The organism is Arthrobacter sp. NPDC056691, assembly GCF_042791415.1.
Classification (GTDB): domain Bacteria; phylum Actinomycetota; class Actinomycetes; order Actinomycetales; family Micrococcaceae; genus Arthrobacter.
Window position 1 is genome coordinate 1 of the sequence record NZ_JBHTXX010000014.1, and the last position, 19,477, is coordinate 19,477.

The 19,477-nt window shown below is 67.0% G+C and carries 18 protein-coding genes and 2 tRNA genes; 10 read left to right on the forward strand and 10 right to left on the reverse strand.

Annotated elements, in window-relative coordinates; genetic code table 11:
• Positions 1-127: 127 nt before the first annotated feature.
• The 3 genes from ACFRAU_RS12790 (at position 128) to ACFRAU_RS12800 (ending at position 1,553) form a co-directional block, all read left to right on the forward strand.
• Positions 128-201: transfer RNA gene (locus tag ACFRAU_RS12790), tRNA-Met, on the forward strand.
• 177 nt (positions 202-378) lie between these two features.
• Positions 379-452 (forward strand) — tRNA-Met (locus ACFRAU_RS12795).
• A gap of 165 nt (positions 453-617) precedes the next feature.
• On the forward strand, positions 618-1,553 hold the full coding sequence (locus ACFRAU_RS12800) for a cytochrome b/b6 domain-containing protein (protein ID WP_377996776.1): 936 nt from the start codon (positions 618-620) through the stop codon (positions 1,551-1,553).
• Between the two features lie 4 nt (positions 1,554-1,557).
• Here the strand turns inward: ACFRAU_RS12800 and ACFRAU_RS12805 are convergent, their stop codons facing one another.
• The 3 genes from ACFRAU_RS12805 to ACFRAU_RS12815 all read right to left on the reverse strand — a co-directional run bounded on the left by ACFRAU_RS12805 (position 1,558) and on the right by ACFRAU_RS12815 (position 6,030).
• Entirely contained in the window at positions 1,558-2,982 is a 1,425-nt protein-coding gene (locus ACFRAU_RS12805) for a cryptochrome/photolyase family protein (protein ID WP_377996777.1), read from the reverse strand.
• 90 nt (positions 2,983-3,072) lie between these two features.
• Positions 3,073-3,861 carry a PspA/IM30 family protein gene (locus ACFRAU_RS12810; RefSeq protein ID WP_377996778.1) on the reverse strand — a complete coding sequence of 263 codons (789 nt, stop codon included), beginning with the start codon at positions 3,859-3,861 and terminating at the stop codon, positions 3,073-3,075.
• Between the two features lie 111 nt (positions 3,862-3,972).
• A complete protein-coding gene (locus ACFRAU_RS12815; protein WP_377996779.1) occupies positions 3,973-6,030 on the reverse strand; it encodes a TPM domain-containing protein in 2,058 nt (685 codons plus the stop codon).
• A 307-nt stretch (positions 6,031-6,337) separates the two neighbouring features.
• On the opposite strand from ACFRAU_RS12815, the gene ACFRAU_RS12820 reads away from it, so the two are divergent.
• The 4 genes from ACFRAU_RS12820 (at position 6,338) to ACFRAU_RS12835 (ending at position 10,830) form a co-directional block, all read left to right on the forward strand.
• Positions 6,338-8,038 carry a trypsin-like peptidase domain-containing protein gene (locus ACFRAU_RS12820; RefSeq protein WP_377996780.1) on the forward strand — a complete coding sequence of 567 codons (1,701 nt, stop codon included), beginning with the start codon at positions 6,338-6,340 and terminating at the stop codon, positions 8,036-8,038.
• A gap of 239 nt (positions 8,039-8,277) precedes the next feature.
• Complete coding sequence (locus tag ACFRAU_RS12825) at positions 8,278-9,078, forward strand: electron transfer flavoprotein subunit beta/FixA family protein (protein WP_377996808.1); 801 nt, start codon at positions 8,278-8,280, stop codon at positions 9,076-9,078.
• 14 nt (positions 9,079-9,092) lie between these two features.
• Positions 9,093-10,046: an electron transfer flavoprotein subunit alpha/FixB family protein gene (locus ACFRAU_RS12830; RefSeq protein WP_377996781.1), complete on the forward strand. Its 954-nt coding sequence runs from the start codon at positions 9,093-9,095 to the stop codon at positions 10,044-10,046.
• A 4-nt stretch (positions 10,047-10,050) separates the two neighbouring features.
• Positions 10,051-10,830: a PIG-L deacetylase family protein gene (locus ACFRAU_RS12835; RefSeq protein WP_377996782.1), complete on the forward strand. Its 780-nt coding sequence runs from the start codon at positions 10,051-10,053 to the stop codon at positions 10,828-10,830.
• A 9-nt stretch (positions 10,831-10,839) separates the two neighbouring features.
• On the opposite strand, the gene ACFRAU_RS12840 is transcribed toward ACFRAU_RS12835, so the two are convergent.
• The 5 genes from ACFRAU_RS12840 to ACFRAU_RS12860 form a co-directional block, all read right to left on the reverse strand.
• Entirely contained in the window at positions 10,840-11,613 is a 774-nt protein-coding gene (locus ACFRAU_RS12840) for a MerR family transcriptional regulator (RefSeq protein WP_378000206.1), read from the reverse strand.
• Positions 11,614-11,685: 72 nt separating this feature from the next.
• A complete protein-coding gene (locus ACFRAU_RS12845) occupies positions 11,686-12,537 on the reverse strand; it encodes an anti-sigma factor domain-containing protein (RefSeq protein WP_377996784.1) in 852 nt (283 codons plus the stop codon).
• A 2-nt stretch (positions 12,538-12,539) separates the two neighbouring features.
• Complete coding sequence (locus ACFRAU_RS12850) at positions 12,540-13,145, reverse strand: sigma-70 family RNA polymerase sigma factor (RefSeq protein ID WP_377996785.1); 606 nt, start codon at positions 13,143-13,145, stop codon at positions 12,540-12,542.
• A gap of 215 nt (positions 13,146-13,360) precedes the next feature.
• The gene (locus tag ACFRAU_RS12855) at positions 13,361-13,828 is read right to left on the reverse strand and encodes a tRNA (cytidine(34)-2'-O)-methyltransferase (RefSeq protein WP_003805026.1); all 468 of its coding nucleotides are present in this window, start codon (positions 13,826-13,828) and stop codon (positions 13,361-13,363) included.
• Positions 13,829-13,899: 71 nt separating this feature from the next.
• Entirely contained in the window at positions 13,900-14,844 is a 945-nt protein-coding gene (locus ACFRAU_RS12860) for a J domain-containing protein (protein ID WP_377996786.1), read from the reverse strand.
• Between the two features lie 206 nt (positions 14,845-15,050).
• Here ACFRAU_RS12860 and ACFRAU_RS12865 point away from each other — a divergent pair, with 206 nt between their 5' ends.
• A complete protein-coding gene (locus ACFRAU_RS12865) occupies positions 15,051-15,698 on the forward strand; it encodes a hypothetical protein (RefSeq protein ID WP_377996787.1) in 648 nt (215 codons plus the stop codon).
• On the opposite strand, the gene ACFRAU_RS12870 is transcribed toward ACFRAU_RS12865, so the two are convergent.
• Complete coding sequence (locus tag ACFRAU_RS12870) at positions 15,668-16,111, reverse strand: hypothetical protein (RefSeq protein WP_377996788.1); 444 nt, start codon at positions 16,109-16,111, stop codon at positions 15,668-15,670. The two genes, ACFRAU_RS12865 and ACFRAU_RS12870, sit on opposite strands and share 31 nt — an antisense overlap.
• 93 nt (positions 16,112-16,204) lie before the next feature.
• Between ACFRAU_RS12870 and ACFRAU_RS12875 the strand changes: the two genes are divergently transcribed.
• Positions 16,205-16,894 (forward strand): helix-turn-helix transcriptional regulator, encoded by a 690-nt coding sequence (locus ACFRAU_RS12875; RefSeq protein ID WP_377996789.1) that lies wholly within the window; start codon positions 16,205-16,207, stop codon positions 16,892-16,894.
• Between the two features lie 54 nt (positions 16,895-16,948).
• Complete coding sequence (locus ACFRAU_RS12880; RefSeq protein ID WP_377996790.1) at positions 16,949-18,178, forward strand: cysteine desulfurase family protein; 1,230 nt, start codon at positions 16,949-16,951, stop codon at positions 18,176-18,178.
• A gap of 9 nt (positions 18,179-18,187) precedes the next feature.
• Here the strand turns inward: ACFRAU_RS12880 and ACFRAU_RS12885 are convergent, their stop codons facing one another.
• Positions 18,188-19,444 carry an NAD(P)/FAD-dependent oxidoreductase gene (locus tag ACFRAU_RS12885; protein ID WP_377996791.1) on the reverse strand — a complete coding sequence of 419 codons (1,257 nt, stop codon included), beginning with the start codon at positions 19,442-19,444 and terminating at the stop codon, positions 18,188-18,190.
• Positions 19,445-19,477 lie beyond the last annotated feature (33 nt).

The following is a 19,477-nucleotide window of genomic DNA, read 5'->3' on the forward strand; positions in this document are numbered from 1 at the left end:
CGTCAGATTTGTATAAGAGTCAGGGGCCGGCCTTTTCCGTAGGAGAGAACTTTGGGGGGCCCGAGACGCAGATCACGTCGTTTGGATTTGGCCTCCTGTTCACCGGCCGGTAGAGTAGTTCTTGCGACGCGGGGTGGAGCAGTTCGGTAGCTCGCTGGGCTCATAACCCAGAGGTCACAGGTTCAAATCCTGTCCCCGCAACTGAAGAAAAAACCCGGATCACCGTTTGGTGGTCCGGGTTTTTTGTTGTCTGGGATTTTTCCTGCCGAAGTCTTGCGTCGGGGGAGCGCATCCCGGGGTGTGCGCCAGTGGCCCGCGGCTCCGCGGAACGGCCGTGGTCAAAGCGCCCGCAAAAGTAGGGTAGTGTTAACCAAGCGACGCGGGGTGGAGCAGTTCGGTAGCTCGCTGGGCTCATAACCCAGAGGTCACAGGTTCAAATCCTGTCCCCGCAACAGAAGGAAGCCCTGACCACAATGTGGTCGGGGCTTTCTGCATTACCGGAGTATTTGTTCATGTGCTCAGGGTTCCTAGTATTCTCTATTCGCAGGGCCCGGAATTCCTGGCCGGCGCAGGGCGCCCACACTGGTCAGTCATTCTCGAGAGGAACGTGTAGCTCGATGTCCACAACGAAGAACAAGTCCGGCACCGCCAGGGGCAAGCGCGCCAGGCTGTACTGGGCGGTGCCTGCAGCGCTCGTGGCCCTGGTGCTGGTGGTGCTCCTCGCAAAGTGGATCACCGGCCTGCCCGACGTTCGCTCATTCCTCGCGGACTACCCGGGGCATTCCGGGCTTCCCGCCGGCGCCCCCGTCGGCTTCCCGGCTTGGCTGGCCTGGCAGCATTTCCTGAACGCCTTCTTCCTGCTGCTGATCATCCGTTCAGGCTGGCAGGTCCGCACCACCACCCGCCCCGGTGGTTACTGGACCCGAAACAACAAAGGTCTCATCAAGACCAGGACAGCACCCACCAAGATCAGCCTGGAACTCTGGTTCCACCTGACACTGGATGCGCTGTGGATCCTGAACGGGCTCGTCTTTGTGATCCTGCTGTTCGCCACCGGCCAGTGGACCCGGATCGTCCCCACGTCCTGGGATGTTTTCCCGAACGCCGTCTCGGCCGCCCTTCAGTACGCCTCGCTGAACTGGCCGACGGAGAACGGCTGGGTGAACTACAACGCCCTGCAGCTGCTGACCTACTTCGCCACGGTGTTCATCGCAGCTCCGCTGGCCTTCATCACTGGCCTGCGGATGTCCGCAGCGTGGCCCAAAAAGGCCGCCGGGCTGAACAGGGCCTTTCCCATCGAGGCCGCCCGCGCAGTGCACTTCCCCGTGATGATCTACTTTGTTGCCTTCATCGTGGTGCACGTTTTCCTGGTCCTGGCCACGGGCGCGCTCCGGAACCTCAACCACATGTACGGCGGCAGCGACGACGTGAGCTGGGTCGGGTTCTGGTTCTTCGTGGCATCTGTAGCGGTAATGATTGCCGCCTGGTTCCTGGCCCGGCCGCTGTTCCTGCGCCCCATCGCATCGCTCATGGGCAAGGTCACCAGCCGCTAGCTTCTCACCCGTCCTTGAGCCGCTGGTAGGTATCCAGGGCCCGTTCGCGGGATTCCTGCAGGCCCACCAGCGGTTCAGGGTAGCCGGGGGCCGCCGCCGGGTTTTTCCACGGCTCGTGCACCGTCCGGTCATCCAGGTCCGCCAGTTCCGGGACGTAGCCGCGAAGGTAACTGCCGCCGGCGTCGAACTTCTTGCTCTGCGTCACCGGATTGAAGATACGGAAATAAGGCGATGCGTCCGCGCCTGAGCCCGCCACCCACTGCCAGTTGGCCGGGTTGTTGGCGGCGTCGGCGTCCACGAGGGTGTCCCAGAACCAGGCCTCGCCCACCCGCCAGTCGGCCAGCATGTTTTTCACCAGGAACGACGCCGCGGCCATCCGGACCCTGTTGTGCATCCAGCCGGTCTGCCACAGCTGCCGCATGCCGGCGTCCACCAGGGGATAGCCGGTCCGCCCCTGTTGCCAGGCCTCCAGTTCGGCGTCCGACGGCGTTTGCCAGGCAAAGCGGTCAAACTCCCGGCGGTAGTTTTGCGTGGCCAGGTCCGGATTCTCGAACAACAGCTGCCAGCAGAATTCACGCCAGCCCAGTTCGCTCCGGAAAATCCCGACGTCGGCCGGTGCGTGGCGCGGGAAGCGTTCCCGGAGGGAATGCCAGACGCGGAAGGGACTGATCTCGCCGAAGCGAAGGTGCGGCGAGAGGCGGCTGGTGCCCTCGACACCCGGCAGGTCACGACCCCTGCTGTAGTCCTCCACGGGACCGTCCAGGAAATCCTCCAGCCGTTCGTGGGCGCCGTCCTCGCCAGGGGTCCAGGTCCCGGCGAGGCCGCCGCTCCAGTCCGGCCGCCGGGGGAGGAGCCGCCAGCTGTCCAGCCGGTCACCGGCCGGTGGGCGGCCGGATGTTCCAGGCGCAGGCTGCGGCAAACGGTCGGGGGCATCGGCGGGAAGCCGCGGTTCGGCACCGGCCAGGCAGGAGCGCCAGAATGGGGTGAAGACCTTGTACGGGCCGCCAGAGCCGGTGCGTACGGTCCACGGCTCAAACAGCAGGTTTGCCTGGAAGCTGGCTGCCTCGATGCCTTGCCCGGCAGCCCACTCCTTGATGCCGGCGTCGATGCTCCGCTCCGGCTGGCCGTACCGCCGGTTCCAGAACAATCTGCCGGCGCCGGTCCCGGCGGCCAGTTCCTCGATGACCGGAGCGGCGGCGCCCCGGCGCAGCAGCAGCCGTGACCCGTGCGCGTCGAGGCTCGCCGCGAGGGCGGACAGCGAGTGGTGGAGCCACCACCTGGCTGCGGCGCCCAGCGGGCGGATGCCGGGGGAGTCCTCGTCGAGGATATACACAACAGTTACCGGATCCGGCAGTGCCGCCGCTGCGGCGAGGGCGGGGTTGTCGTCGAGTCGGAGGTCGTCGCGGAGCCAGACAATGGTGGAAGCCATGGATTCACGCTACACGTCCCGGAGACACGCGTCCCGGAGACGGCGGAGGCCGGGATCCGCTGGGATCCCGGCCTCGCACAGCGTGGGGGACTACAGCTTGTCGAAGTCTGCCTCGTCCACGGTGGAACCGGAGGCGGCTGATTCGGACGCGCCGATCGCGGGCCGTGCGCCGCCCGACTTCAGTGCCGCCAGGCGGGCCTCGATCTCGGTCTGCTCGCCGAGGTCCTCAAGCTGGTTGAACTGCGCGTCGAGGCTGGATGCCGCGAGCTCCTGCTGGCCGCGGACCTTGGCCTCTTCGCGCCGGATCTTCTCTTCGAAGCGGCCCACCTCGCTGGTCGGATCCATGATGTCAATGCTCTTCAAGGCATCATGGACCTGGGTCTGGGCAGCAGCGGTCTTGGAGCGGGCCACCAGTTCGTTGCGCTTGCTGGTGAGCTGGTTCAGCTTCACCTTCATCTGGTCGAGCCCGCTCTTGAGACGGTCCACCACCTCGGTCTGCGACGCGATGCTCGGTTCGGCAGACTTGGCCTCGTTTTCGGACGAGATCTGGCGCTGCAGGGCCACCTTGGCCAGGTTGTCGAACTTCTGCGCGTCGGCCGCGTTGCCGGTGCCGCGGAATTCGTCAGCCTTGCGGGAGGCGGCCAGGGCCTTGTTGCCCCAGTCCTGTGCGTTCTTGATGTCCTCGTTGTAGTCGTCCTGGAGCATGCGCAGGTTTCCGATGGTCTGGGCCACCGCGGACTCGGCTTCAGCAATGTTGTTGGTGTAGTCCCGGACCATCTGGTCCAGCATCTTCTGCGGGTCCTCGGCCTGGTCCAGCAAGGCGTTGATGTTTGCCTTCGCCAGCTGCGCCATGCGGCCGAAAATGGACTGCTTAACCATGGTGTTACCTTTCGTCCTGCTCCGTGTGTGCCACTGAGTTCAGTGAACAGTTGTGTACCGCTTCTACCCGCCGGCCCGGTTACCCGGGCCGGCGCTTAGTTTGTCATCGGGCTAGAAACTGCCAGAGTCCCCGCCGCCGAAGTCGCCCCCGCCGAAGTCTCCTCCGCCAAAGTCTCCGCCGAAGCCGCCGGAGTCGCCGCCCCAGCTGCCGCCGTCGCTGTGTCCACCGCCCCAGCCGCCGCCGCTGCCGCCGTTGAGGATGGAGTTGATGAGGATGCCGCCAAGGATGGCACCGCCCAGGCCGCCGCCTCCGCCGCCGCCGAACATGCCGCCGCGGCCATACCCCTGGTTGGCGTAGCCGAAGCTGTCGACGTCGGACTGCGCCAGCTGGGCCGCCTGGGCCGCCAGCGCGTGCGCCTGCTGCGCGTAGGTCAGGGCAGTCACGGGGTCGTTGCGCGAGATGGACAGCGCATAATCGAGGTTGCGCTGGGCCTCAGCCAGACGGGTCCGGGCTTCGGTGCCCACGCCGCCGCGGCGGGCGGTGATGTAATCCGAGGTGGCGCTGATCTGTGCCTGCGCGGACATGATGGTCTGCTGCAGTGAAGCCTGCGCCCTGCGGGCCTGCTCCTGCTGGTCCCTGATCCCGCCAAGAGCCTGGTCGAGGGCCTGGTGCGCCGACTCGACCCGCTCCAGCGTGGCGATGGGGTCAATCTTGCCGCTCTGGATTTCGCTCTTCACCCGGGCGAGCGCTGCCTCCACACCGGCCACGGGTCCCTCAAGCTCCGGGTGGGCCCCGGACTGGATCATGGCCCTCGCCTGGGCCAGGTCCTGGGACGTGTCCACGACGGCGGATTCCAGTCCCTGCCGGGCCGTGTCGAGGTTGCCGGCCACCTTGGAAATAGCGTCCAGCAGCACGTTCGTCTGGTGCAGGCTCTCTTCCGCCGCGCGGACGGCCACGGCTGCGAGGCTGCCCTCTCCTGCTGCGAGCTTTTCACGCGCCGTGGCGCTGGCGTTCTGCACGAAGGCCAGCCGTTCCTTGGCCTGGCTGATGTTGTCCGAGACCTGGGCGAGGGCGGTGTCCGCGTACTTGCCGCGCAGCTCGGCCAGGGTCTGGTCCGCCCGGGCGATCTTCGCGTCCGCCTCCGCGGCGCCGGCGTCCACTGCCGCGAGGGCCTGCGGCGCGTTCTTCTCGAGTTCGCGCAGCGAGTCGAAGTCGGCCTTCTGCTCCTGCAGTGATGCGAGGGCGGCTTCCGACCTTCGGATGATTTCGCCAAGCCAGCTGCGCTGCTGCTCTTCGGTGTCCGGGATGTGGTCGTCCAGCTGCTGCTGCAGCTTGAACGACTCGGACATGTGTGCCTTTGCCTCCTGGAGCGCCTTGGTGAAGTTGCCCACGGCGGCTTCGCCGTATTGCGCCTCGGCGAACCCCAGTTCCTGCTCGCTGGTCTTGATCGCATCGTCGGCTTCGATGAGCAGGGAGCCGCTCTTCCTGCGGAGCTCCTCGATGCTCATGCCGGCCAGGGGATCGAGTTCGGCACCCTGGGGGCCGTAGCTTGCGCTCGACGCCTGGCCGGCCTTCTTGCGCCTGTTGCGCAGGTAAAGATACGTGCCCGCGCCGCCGGCAGCCACAACACCGGCACCAACGAGGACGGCCGTGCCCGCACCGCCACCCGAGGGGACTGTTCCGCTTCCGCCGCCCGCGGCGTCGCCGATGGCGGCCGCAGTGTCAATGGCGGCCTGCGCAAAGTCCCGCTTGCCGCCGCCGAGGTTGGCCGCGATTGCGTTCTGCGTGATGTTCCCGGTCTTCGACGCGATGGCGCTTGCCGAGTTGGGAGCGAAATAATATTTGCCCTCGGTGGAGATCGCCAGCAGAACGTCGGCCCTGCCCATGCCCTTGCTGGTGGCCACAGCCTGGCTCCACGACTTGGGATCAGCCGGATTTTGGAATGACTTTACGGTGACCACGTACAGGTTGTACTTGTGGTCCTTGAGGAGTTTCTGGATTGAGTCCTCAACTTCGCCCTTCCGGCCGCCGAGGACATTCGCGTCGTCGACGATGTTTTGGCCGGAGGGGATGGCTACCGGATCCTCGGCCCAGGCCGCCGCGGCCGGAGCCGCCAGCGCTGCCGTCAGGCCGATAACGGCGAGAACACGTTTCAACATTGACCGCATGGCAACCCTTCAGCACGCCGCGGCTGGTTCGGGACGAACAGCCGTCATAGAATGCAGCAGCGCCCCCACGCCGGGTGTAAAGCCGCAGGTCGCTGTGGCAATTCTTCTTGATTCTATGGTGCACCAGCGGGACCGTCCACGGCGGGGAATATGCCACCAGCGAAAAGCGCTGGAGACCTTGGTGGCGGTCCAGAACACTGGCAGTAACACTGTCAAGGACAGCATTCAGGAACCTCCCAGCAAACGTCCGAATTAGTTTCAGTCCGATCGTCCATAGTTAATACAGACGCGGATGAAAGGAAGTCCAATGACTGAGCACCCAGTACCGGGCGCAGCACCTGAGAACCGAGATCCTTCAGGGCGCCCTGTTGATCCGACCCCTCGGCCTGAGCCCGCCGAGGGTCTCCAGCCCCCTGCGCCGCAGGACAGCGAATACCGCGCCGCCGGCGGTTCCGAGAACCCCACGGTGCGCCTTGACTCCGAGAGCAACCCCACCCGGCCGCTGTACCGGCCCGCGCAGGACGCAAGCCAGCCCCGTGAAGGCCTGGCTCCTGAAAGCCAGCCCCGCGGAACCCAGGCCGATGAGGGCCAGCCGTATGGCAGCCCCGCGGAGGGCCGCGAACACCCGCAGCAGCAGCATCCCGGCGGTCCGCACCCGGTTTACCCCCAGCACGCCCCCTTCTACGGGCAACAGTCGGCACCGGCGACGCAACCGATCGGTCCCCAGTATTCCCAGCACAACAGCCAGTACTCCCAGCACAACAGCCCCGCTTTCCAGGACAACCGTGCCAACCAGCCCAAGCGCAAGGCGACGTTCGGTGTCGGCACCCTCGTGGCCAGCATCCTGGCCGCAGGCCTCGTGGGCGGCGGGGTTGCCACCGTCGGCTCGGGCAACCTGTTCGACGCCGGCGGAACCGCGCCGGCCGTCAGCTCCGGCAGCCAGCCCGGAACCGTGATCGTCAACAACCAGGACTCGGTCAACGAGATCACGGCCGCAGCCGTCAAGGCATCGCCGAGCGTGGTGACGATCAAGGCCACCAGCGGCAGCGAGGGCGGCACCGGCTCCGGGATCATCCTCGACGACCAGGGCCACGTCCTCACCAACACCCACGTGGTGACACTGGACGGTGCCACCGCGAACGCGGACATTCAAATCCGCACGAACGACGGCCGCGTCCTCAGCGCCAAGGTGGTCGGCACCGACCCGCTCTCCGACCTGGCGGTCATCAAGGTGGACAACCCGTCCGGCCTCACGCCGGCAGCGCTGGGGGACTCCAGCAAGTTGAACGTGGGGGACACGGCCGTGGCCATCGGCTCGCCGCTCGGCCTCACCGGCACGGTGACGGACGGCATCGTCTCCACGCTGAACAGGACCATCAGCGTTGCGTCGTCGGCGGCCCCGAAGCAAGGGACGGACAACTCCCAGGGCGGCGACCAGGGCTTCGAGTTCGCTCCTCCGGGCCAGGGGCAGAGCCAGAGCTCGGCCAACAAGGGTTCGATCTCCATCAACGTCATCCAGACCGATGCGGCCATCAACCCGGGCAACTCCGGTGGTGCCCTGGTGAACAGCAAGGGTGAAGTGATCGGCGTCAACGTCGCGATCGCCTCCGCCGGTGGCAGCTCTGCAGCCAGTGGAACAGGCAACATCGGTGTGGGCTTCAGCATCCCGATCAACAATGCCAAGCGCGTGGCGCAGGAAATCATCAACAACGGCAAGGCCACCCACGGCCAGTTGGGCGTGAGTGTCCAGGCAAAGTCGGCATCGGATGCCGGGTTCTCCACGGGAGCCGATGTGGCGTCGGTGGAACAGGGCTCGGCGGCGGCGAAGGCCGGGATCAAGGTGGGCGACGTGGTGACGCGCTTCAACGACCTGGCGATCAGTGACCCGAACCAGCTGACGGCAGCTGTCCGCGAGCAGCCGTCCGGCTCCCCGGTGAAGATCACGGTTCTGCGCAACGGCCGCGAGCAGCAGCTGGACGTCACGCTCGGCGCGGCGGCAGAGCAGTAGCCGGCCAAAAGCAGTAACTGCGCCCAGCACGACGGCGGGCCGCACCCTTGGGTTCCAGGGGGCGGCCCGCCGTCGTTGTTGTCCAGGCCCTTTGACACAGGCGTTAACGGGACGTCATATGACGGACCCAATATGGTTAGCTAGGAGCTACCCGTATCCCGGGCGTTCCACGGCCATGACCTCACCCGGCTGGCTATCCACAAGCACGGAAGGCTGCTGTAAATACAGTGGAAGAGACATTGAAGATCGTCGTCCTGGTCAAGCATGTGCCGGACGCCCAGTTCGACCGGCACCTCAGCGGCGAGGGCCACACCACGGACCGCGACGAGAGCATCCTGTCTGAACTGGATGAGTACGCCCTGGAGGCCGCACTGCAGCTTGCCGAGGCCCGCGGCGGTGCCAAGGCCGGCAACAAGGTGATCGCTTTGAGCATGGGACCGGCCGGTGCCGTGAACGCCATCAAGAAGTCCCTGCAGATCGGTGCCACCGAGGGTGTGCACCTCACCGACGCCGCGCTCGCCGGTTCGGACGCGGCCGCCACCTCGCTGGCGCTTGCAGCTGCCGTCCGCCACCTCGGCGCGGACGCCCCCGTGGACCTGGTGCTGACCGGCATGGCCTCCACCGACGGCGAGACCTCCCTGGTGCCCGCGCAGCTTGCCGAGCGTCTGGGGCTTCCGCAGGTCACCTTCGCTTCCTCCCTGGACGTCGACGGCGGACGTGTTTCGGCGCGCCGCGACGCGGACACCCACTCGGAGACGGTCGAGGCGACGCTGCCCGCAGTGGTTTCCGTGACCGACCAGATCAACGAACCGCGCTACCCCAACTTCAAGGGCATCATCGCGGCCAAGCGCAAGAGCATCACCACCCTTTCCCTGGCCGACATCGGAGTCGATTCCTCGCAGGTGGGCCACGCCGGATCCTGGACCCGCGTGACGACGGCCGAGGAACGGCCGCCGCGCACCGCCGGCACCATCATCACGGACGAAGGCGACGCCGGCATCAAGCTGGTTGACTTCCTGGCCGCCCAGAAGCTGCTCTAAGAGGACTCCACAACATGGCAAACGTACTGGTATTCATTGACAACCCCGGGCAGGCTCTCAAGAAGAGCAGCCTGGAACTCCTCACCATCGCCCGCTCCCTTGGGGAAACCGCCGTGGCGGTCAACGGCGAACTGTCCGACGACGCCGCCGGCACCCTGGGTGCCTACGGTGCGGCCAGCGTCTTCCGACCGTCCGCAGCGGACCTCGACGATTACCTCGTCGCGCCTAAGGCCGCCTTCCTGGCCGCCGTGGCGGACAAGTCCGGTGCCACCACCGTCCTGCTTGAGAACTCACCCGAAGGCAAGGAAATCGCCGCCCGGCTCGGCATCCGGCTAAGCGCCGGCGTCATCACCGACGTCGTCGCGGTGGACGCCGACGGCACCGCCCACAAGTCGGTGCTCGCCGGTTCGTACACCACGACGGCGAAGGCCACCACCGCCGTCACCGTGCTGTCCGTGAAGGCAAACTCCGTGGACCCCGAGCCCGCGCCGGCTCCCGGCACACCCGAAACCGTGACCGTCGACGCCCCCGCTGACGCCACCGCCGCGGCTGCCCGCATCACCTCCCGCGAACAGAAGGTTGCCAGCGGCCGCCCGGACCTGACCGATGCCCGCATTGTGGTGGCCGGCGGACGCGGCCTCGACGGTGACTTCGGCCCCGTGGAGGAACTGGCGGACGCACTGGGTGCGGCCGTGGGCGCCTCCCGCGCGGCCACGGACGCCGGCTGGATCAGCCACGACGCGCAGGTCGGCCAGACCGGCAAGACCGTCTCGCCGCAACTGTACATTTCCGCCGGCATCTCCGGCGCCATCCAGCAGAAGGCCGGCATGCAGACCGCCAAGGTGATCGTCGCGGTGAACAAGGACGCCGAATCGCCCGTGTTCGAAATTGCGGACTTCGGCATCGTCGGCGATCTCTTCCAGGTGCTGCCGCAGGCAACTGAAGAGATCAAGAAGCGCAAGGGCTGAATCCTTGACCCCAAACGCTGCACCATCGCAGAGCCCGTTCAATCCGGAACAGCACCGGATTGAGCGGGTGCTCTGTCTCTCAGCCCATCCCGACGACATCGATTTCGGCGCCGCCGGCACCATCGCCGCGTGGACGGCGGCCGGCGTCGAGGTCAGCTACTGCATCATGACCGACGGCGACGCCGGGGGCTTCGACCCGGCCCAGCGCGCCGAAATCATCGCCCTCCGGGCGGCCGAGCAGGAACGCGCTGCGGCCCTCGTCGGCGTCACGGACATCCACTACCTGCACCAGCGGGACGGATACCTTGAACCCAACCACGAGGTGATGCGCGGAGTGGTGAAGCTGATCCGCGAACTTCGGCCCGACGTCGTGCTTTCCATGCATCCGGAGCGCAACTGGAAGCGCATCCAGAAAAGCCATCCTGACCACCTGGCAGTGGGGGAGGCGGTGACCCGTGCCGTTTACCCGGCGGTGGAAAACCCCTTCGCATACCCGGACCTCGCCGAGGCCGGCCTGGAGGCCTTCAAGCTTCCGTGGCTGTGGCTCTACGCTGGTCCGGAGGAGCGGGAAAACCACTTTGTGGACGTCACGGAGCATGTGGAGGGCAAGCTCGAGGCCATCCACGTGCACGTCAGCCAGCATCCTGACGCCGCGGCCATGGAGGCCACCGTGCGGCGCGGCATGCGGGCGAATGCGGAACGTGCCGCCCTGCCCGAGGGCCGGAGCGCCGAGGCGTTCCACGTGGTCATGGTCAACGGCCCGGGGACGATTGCCGGTTTCTAGGCTGCCTCTCTAGCCTGCGGCAGAGCTGAGCTGCGATGCCGCGTAGACCTTGATCCCCTCCAGCAGGTAGGAGGCGAGGCCTGCGCGGCTCTTGTCGTAGAACGCGGTGAACCGGGGATCCTCGACGTACATCCGGCCCAGTCCGACGTAGCTGTCCGCATCCGGGGTCCAGCTGACGCAGATCCAGCGGTAATGGCGTTCGACGGCGGCCTGCACCCGGGCGTCGTCCGCCGGCAGCCCGGCGTCCAGGCACCCGGCCAACTCATCGTTGATCGCCCCGGCCTCCGCCAGAAAGGCCTGCTTGTCGGCGGAGCTGAGCGCCGCGTGCCGCGCCTTGCTGTCCTCGACGGCCTGGCCGCCCCACCGCTGGCGGGCCTCCTCCTCGTACGGGTTGGTATCAAAGTCCCTGAAAATTTCCTCGCCTGACATGGGGTCTCCTTGCTGCAGTGCCGATATGGTTGCCCCGACGGTCCTGGCCATCCGGTCCAGGCGGTCGCGCTCGGCCAGGAGCCATTTCCGGTGCACGCTCAGCGCATCCAGCTGGTCTGCCTGGCCGTCCAGAACCTGGCCAATGGTTTCAAGTCCCAAGCCAAGTTCGCGGAGAAGCAGGATCCGCTGAAGACGCAGCAGTTCAGACTGCGTGTAGTAGCGGTAGCCGTTGTGCCCGGTGTAGGCAGGCAGCAGCAACCCCAGCTGGTCGTAGTGCCGGAGGGTCCTGGACGAGACCCTGCTCAGCTTCGCCAGCTCGGCGATGGACCAGCTCCGGAGTTCTTCGTGCTTCATGCCTCCAGCGTAGAAGTTGACGCAACGTCAACGTCAAGCCCGCTGCAGTTAACCCGATCCAGGCGGTGTGCGTCAGGCGTTCAGCGGGGCGGCAGCCACGGTAGGGAGCGTCGGGGTAGCCGACCCACCCACAGGCTCGACCGTGATGCCGAGCGCGGCGGCCGAGCCGATGCCCTTGACCAGGGCAGGCTTCGACAACGCCTCCGCATCCATCAGCCCCTGCGACACGGGAGTGGAGCCATCCCTCGGAATCAGCCACATCTGGTACACCTTGCCCGCGGGCGGTGGCGGAACATCCTTCATCCGCACCACCAGCGCATCGCGCGACGGCGAGATCAAAACCGTCGCCGTCCCGCCGCCGGTGACCTCGACAGTCGCCTGCCGCGTATCCTGCGCCTCGATGACCTGCCTGAAGGGATCGTTCTGGTTGGCCACGTAGGCCCCGAGCCCCACACCGCCGAGCGCGAGCACGGCAGCAGCCGCAACACCGATCAGCCAGTTCCGGAGGCCGGCCGACCGGCGTCGTACTTCGCGGCGCTGGCGCGCAGCGGAAAGTTCGTCGGTGGCCGGCCCGGCCAACGCATCCGCGTCTGTGTGGGCCTTGGCCGCCTCCGCAGCCGGGGCAGCAGCGGGAAGCTGCGCGACGATCCGGGCGAACAGGTCCGCAGGCGGCTCTTCCTCGGCTGTAAAGGACACTGCCAGTGTCTCCCTGGCCTGGCGGACGCGTTCGTTGAAGGACGCGCGTTCAGCCTCCGGAGCGCCGCTGACGTAGGCATCGATGGCTTCCCGCTCCGCGTCGGTGATGGCGTCCAGGGCGTAAATCTCGGCCAGCTCAACCGCACGGCCCGCCGCAAGGTCGGTGGGAATGTCGGCAGCAAATGCCCGGGGCAGCTGTCGCCCGCGGGAATCATTCGTATCAGTCATTGTCAGCTCACCCCCAGGCAGGTCTTGAGTCGGATCAGTCCGTCGCGGATGCGGGACTTGATGGTCGGAATGGCCGCGTTCAGCTTCTCAGCCACTTCGCGGTAGGTGAGGCCGCCGTAGTAGGCGAGCCTCACGGACTCCTGCTGCGTCTCGGTCAGGGTCTCCAGGCAGCGCACCACGGCTTCGGCCTCGAGCCTGCTGTCCACCTCGTCCGACACCGAATCGTGGTCGATGTCCTGGCTGTTGGCGCCGTACCTAGCTTCACGATCGCTCGCGGACTGCGATGACCGGACCCGGTCCACGGCCCGGCGGTGCGAGATGGTCATGAGCCAGGCCAGGGGACTTCCGCTGGCCGGATCGAACCTCGCGGCGTTTTGCCAGACCTGCAGGAAGACCTCCTGGGCGGTGTCCTCGCTCAGCTCCGGGTCGATCAGAACCCGGCGCGCCATGCCAAACACCCGCCGCGACGTCAGCCGGTAAAACTCGGCGAAGGAAGCCTGGTCGCCTTGGGCAATCCGCTCCAGCAGCTGTGCCAGCTGCTGGTTAAGGTCGACGGCGGTGCCGGGCGGAGCGGTGGCGTCAAAGTTCGGCGCGTTGGGAGTTTCCATCACTCTCAAGCATAGGTTGCCTGCTGGCGGGCGCGGCACACCGTTTCCGGCGATGGCAGCATCGTGCCGGGTAAATCGGAATGCTGTGTTGCCCGGCCTATGTGTTGTCACCTGCCGCTCCTTACGCCTGTGGACGTGCATGCCCTTCGGACATGCTCAGGAGGGATTCGGCGCGGCGCAGGCCTTGGATGGGTGGCAGTCGGGGTGGGCTGTGCTCAAAGCTGGGCGCCGGTGAAACCTTGCTGGCGCCAGGCCTCGTAGACGGCGATGGATGCCGCATTCGCCAGGTTCAGCGACCGCAGCGACGGCAGCATGGGCAGACGGACCCGGGACGTGACATGCGGATCGCGCTTCAGGTCATCCGGCAGGCCCACGGACTCCGGGCCGAACATCAGGACATCGCCGGGCCGGTAGGCAATGTCGGTGTAGGACACTTCGCCGTCAGAGGTAAAGGCGAAGACGCGCTCCGGCTGCAGTGCCTCCCAGGCGGCCTCGATGTTGGGGTGGACAGTGACCACTGCCAGGTCGTGGTAGTCGAGGCCGGCGCGGCGGAGCTTGGCATCGGAGAAGTCGAAGCCCAAAGGCTCCACGAGGTGGAGTTCGGCGCCGGTGATGGCGGCGAGTCGGATGGCGTTGCCCGTATTGCCGGGAATTTCAGGCGTGTGGAAGAGGATGCGGAACACGGTTCCATCCTAGCGGCGGCATGACCGGGGCCCGTCGGTCATGACCTCAGTGCCTGGCTTCGGTCGCGACCTCAGTGCATGCCCCTCAGCAGCCTGGCGAGGACAGGGACGTTGACGGTGTTCGGTGCCGGGCCCGAGGACAGGAAATCCTTGAGCCCGCGGACCAGGCCGGCGGCATTGACCACCTGGACAATGTCGGAGCCGCCGCGGGAGCGGCGGTGGCGGTCGATGACCGGTTCGTGGAGGTTGCCGTCGGGGCTGTGGACCACGGTCCACGCGGTCACGTTGAGCTCGGGAAAAATATCCTGCATCCGGCGGACCACGTGGGCCAGCTGCGGCGGGGCGACCGACCTGCCGCCGTGGTTCAGCGTGTTTCCGTCCCAGGCGTAGGCCCCCTTGGGCAGCAGCATGGAGCCGATCAGTGCAAGCCGGTAGCCCGAGAGAAGAGCGTGGTCGATGTGGCTGTTGTCCGCCGGCGACTGCAGGCCGTTAATCAGGCGCGCCGCAGGGATCGCCGGCAGGACCTGCCTGCTGATGAGCTGGACCGTGCGCAGCTCCCGCTGGATCCTGGCTTCAGCGCCGAAGATGCCCCGCTTCCTGGGCATGCCGTGGACCTGCTGGCCGGCGAGTTCCGGCGGGAGGAGGGGCACGGCGCCGGGCGTGTCGAAGGGTGGAACATAGACGGGGGCATCGCCGGAGGTATTCCGGGGCGTTCCCGGCTTGTGGATCGTTGCTGAGGCGTGGCTGCCGGCCGCGGGGGCGTCGAAGTGCGCCTCGTCACCGTCTGCGCTGCTCCTGCGCGGCCCGGTCGCGTAGGAGCGGTCATAGGCGGCCCGCCGCCGGGGATCGATGAGCGTTTCATACGCAAGGGTGACCTGGCGGAACGTTGCGGCGTCGCCTCCGTGGTCGGGATGCGAAGCGCGGGCAGCCTTGCGGTAGGCCACCTTGATTTCCCTCTCCGTCGCGGTCGCCGCCACGCGGAGCACTTCGTAGTGGGAACTGCTGCCCTTGGTCAAGCATGGTCCTTAGGTCGTTGTTGCCGGCGTGCGTGCGCGGCTGGTGTGCCAAGCATATAAGCCGGTCCTGACGGTCTTGACGGTCTTGACGGAACAACGACCGCGGCAGGGCTGCCGGTTCCCGCCGGTGGAAACGCGGGACGTCTAGACTTTTCGGAATGGGACTTCGGACAGGTCGCGGCGGTGCCCGCCGTACATGTGTGGTGGTGGCAGCCGTTGCAGCCACGGCCTTCCTCGGCGGTTGCAGCATCGGTGTCCCGGATCCGGCCGTCCCAAGCAACGTGCCTGTCACCAGCGGGCCGGGCACGCCGACCATCACCCCCGGGCACGACGCCGGTGCCGTGGCCGCCCGCGACATGCCCTTCTCGGCAGGGGCTACGCTGGCGCGCGGTGTTCCGGTCGGGCTGTCGGATGACCTGACCGAAGCCGCGCACTGGAAGCAGGTGGTCAGCGGCGCGGGTGGGGCAAGCCGCTACCTAAAATCTGACGGCTGCCAGGTTGCGGCCGAGGTGCGCCAGAACCAGTGGCCCCTGGTGGCAGCTGATGACAGGGCATCGACGGCCGCCCTCTTTGCCTATCTGGACCCCACGATCCTGCCCGCCTACCTGAAGCCGGCGTCGCTGCGCTGGGGCGGTGAACGGGGCAAGCCAGGGCCGTCCGTGGAGGTGCTGGTCCTGGAACGGAGCGCCAAACCAGCAGGCCGGAAAGCCGGCAGGGCCACCGCGGTACTGGCCCGCGTTTTTGGTGCGGCCGGCTCGTCGGTGTACGTGTCGGCGTCGTGCCCGACGGCGGCGTCGCTCGCCGCCGCCCGGGCAGACATTGCTCAGTGGCTGACGGTGGTTCCGCCCGGCTGACGGACCGTCGCGGCGGTGGCCAGCCGGTTAAGGGCCAGCGCGCCCACGAGCAGGCCGAAGTCGCGGAGGGCGACGTCGTAGAAAGCCCCGAGGATGATCAGGTTCACGATGATCCCCAGGAGCCAGGCAGCCACCACCAGCGAACCGATCCGCGGCCGGAGGGCTACCAGGATGCCGGCAACTATCTCCACGACGCCGACGGCATACATCACTGTCTGCGCCGGCAAGTGCAAGGTATCCGGAACCATCGGCGCGAGATAGCCGGTCCAGTCGGCCAGGAGGTTGGTGAACTTGTCCAGGCCGAACAGGACGGGCGCCACGGTGAAGACGGTGCGCAGGAGCAGGAACGCCTGGTGGCCCGTATCCGATCCGAGCGTACGTGGGTTTGTCGACTCCCTCAGTGTGGTTTTCATGGTGAAACTCCCTTCTAAAAGTAGATGCTTTGATTTTAGAACCGCTTGAGCTTCTTTAGCAACAGATCTTGATTTTAGAGTTACGCTGGATTTATGAGCCGCAAAGCTGAAGACCGCGAATCAAAGACCGCTCTGCCATGGACCGGCCGTCTGGCCGCGCTGGCCTCGCTGGGTGACGCCAGCAGGCGGCGTCTTTTTGAGTACGTCGCCGGGCAGCGTTCTGCTGTGGGGCGGGACGATGCTGCGGCTGCACTGGACATGCCCCGGTCCACAGCGTCCTTCCACCTGGACAGGCTGGTCCGGGACGGGCTGCTCGCCGTCGAGTTCCGCAAGCTCGGCGGAAAGGCCGGCCCGGGGTCGGGCCGGCCGGCCAAGCTCTACCGACCCGCCCTGGACGAGGTGGGTGCGTCAGTTCCGGAACGGAGCTACGACCTGGCCGGAGAGCTGATGGCCACCGCGATTGAATCCTCAATCGCCGACGGGGGAGGGGTCCGCCAGGCATTGGCGGATGCCTCGTACTCCAAGGGCCGTGCCCTGGGCGGGAATGGAGCATCCCTGGATGAAGTGCTCGGCAGCATCGGCTATATGCCGGAACAGGACGGCGAGGGCGGGACCATCCTTATGAACTGTCCTTTCCACCGGCTCGCTGACGGGCACACGGACGTGGTGTGTGCCATGAACGGAGCATTCCTCAGTGGTGCCGCCGCTGCCTGCGGGGTGCCGGAGGAGAAAGTGGTGGAAGACCGGACGGTCGGGCGCTGCTGCGCCAGGATCAAGCCATGACGGCGTTCCGAAATCCGGCGGCGTCTAGTATTTAGCGGCGTCTAGTATTTAAGCGTGCCTGTTTACCTGGACCATGCTGCCACCACGCCCATCGCCGCCGAAGCCCTGGCTGCCCTGACGCGCGAGCTGTCCCGGACCGGGAACCCCTCGTCCCTTCACGGCTCCGGCCGCCGGGCGAGGCGATCCGTGGAGGACGCGCGGGAAACCCTTGCCGCCGCAGCAGGCGCCCATCCCTCGGAGGTCATCTTCACCTCGGGCGGCACCGAAGCGGACAACCTGGCCGTCAAGGGCCTGTATTGGTCCCGGCTGGCTGAAGACCCGCGCCGGCGGCGGATCCTGTGCTCCGCCGTCGAGCATCATGCCGTACTGGACACTGTCGAGTGGCTGGAGCGCCACGAAGGGGCGGAGGTCGCGTGGCTGCCCGTGCACCAGGACGGTGTGCTGGACCTCGAGGCGCTGCAGGCGGAACTGCACCGCGAGCCCGAGTCCATTGCCCTGGTGACGGTCATGTGGGCCAACAACGAGGTGGGGAGCATTCAGCCCGTCCGCCGCGCAGTGGAGCTCGCGCACGCCGCCGGGGTCCCGGTACATTCAGACGCGGTGCAGGCGTTTGGCTCCGTACCCGTGGATTTCCGGGCCTCGGGGCTGGATGCCATGTCCATCTCAGGCCACAAGATCGGCGGCCCGGTCGGCGTCGGTGCGCTCATTCTTGGTCGGTCCGTTAAGCTCACGCCGGTTCAGCACGGCGGCGGCCAGGAACGCGACGTCCGTTCCGGGACACTGGACACGGCATCCATAGCGGCCTTCGCCGCCGCAGCCGCCGCCGCCGCGGGGAACCTCGACGCCGAGGCGGCGCGGATTTCGCGGCTGCGCGACCGGCTCATTGCCGGGGTCCGCCACGCGGTTCCGGCGGCGGTGCTGCGCGGTCCGGAGGGTGACGGGCGCCTGCCCGGAAATGCCCACTTCACGTTCCCCGGCTGCGAAGGTGACTCCCTGCTGTTCCTGCTGGACCTCGCCGGCGTCGAATCGTCCACAGGCTCCGCGTGCACGGCAGGTGTTCCGCGTCCGTCACATGTACTCCTCGCCATGGGCCTGGATGAGGAGACGGCGCGCGGTGCGCAGCGCTTCACGCTGGGGCATCCTTCGACTGAAGCGGACGTGGACACATTCCTCGAGGCCCTGCCCGGCGCTTATTCCCGGGCGCGCCAAGCCGGAATGGCGGGACACGAATCCTCCATTCAGACGGCTGCCACCGTAGCCCGTCAGAGTTCCGGCACCAGCTGACCGTCCGTATCAGCTGGCCTCCGGCACCAGCTGCTCGAAGGGCACGGCTTGGTCGGCCAGCTTCTCCGCGGGCACCTCTGCGCGGGCAGTGATGAGCGCCTTGATGGTCTTCTGGGCACTGGGCTTGACGGACCTCGGCCAGTTGACGCTCATGCCGGCCACGACGCGCCCGTCTTGCTGCCAGAACGCCACGAACTCCTTGCTTTCCAGCGAGCCCCGGATAACCGGGGCCGCCTTGGCTGCGATGGAGGGGAAGCCGGAGTACTCCATGCTGACGTCGAACTGGTCGGTGTAGAAGTAGGGAACCATGTCCAGGGCAACGTCCTGGCCGAGCATGGCCTTGGCCGCCACCTTGCCCCCGTTGAGCGCGTTGGACCAGTGTTCGCTGCGGTGATGCTCGCCGGTGAACGGATGCAGCGCATTGGCGGCGTCGCCCGCGGCAAAAATATCCGGGGCGCTGGTGCGCAGCGAAGCGTCGGTGAGGATGCCGTTGCGGACATCCAGTCCGGCCGCGGTGGCAAGTGCCGTTTCCGGAACCACTCCCACTGCGATGACCACGATGTCCGCAGGCAGGAGCTCGCCGGCGTCGGTCACCACACCTGTCACCTTTCCGTTGTGTCCGGTGATCTCCCTGGCGGAGGCGGGAAGCCGGAAGTGGACTCCGTTGCCCTCGTGCAGGGTACGGAAGAAGCTGCCAAGCTCCGGGCCGATCGCCGCCTCGAGCGGAATGTCCTCAAGCCCGAGCAGCGTGACCTGGTTGCCGTAGGTGCTCGCTGCTGCCGCCAGCTCCATCCCGATCCAGCCGGAGCCGATTAGGACGACGTTCCGGCCGCCGGCCGCTAGCTGTTCCCGCAGCCGGCGGCTGTCACCGATCGTGCGGAAGGTGCTGACGCCGTCCAGTTCCGCGCCGTTCAGCGGGAGGGTCCGGGGCGTGGCGCCAGGCGCCAGCAGGAGTGCCCCGTATCCCTGGACTGTTCCGTCTGTGAAGCGGACCGTGTGTGCCGCCGGATCAATCGATGCCACTCGGCTGTCCAGCCGGAGGCTGACGTTGTTGTCGGCGTACCAACTCTCGGGGGCGACCTCGACGGCATCGTCCCCGGCCTTGCCGAGCAGGTATTCCTTGGACAGCGGCGGCCGGAGATAGGGAGGGTGCGCCTCGGCCCCCGCGAGGGTGATGTTCCCGGCGTACCCTTCGGCGCGCAGGGTGCGGGCCGCCGTCGCTCCGGCCAGCCCGGCGCCGGCGATAACAATGCTTTCAGGGGTCATGGCGCTACTCGATTCGCACGGCAGGCCAGGGGC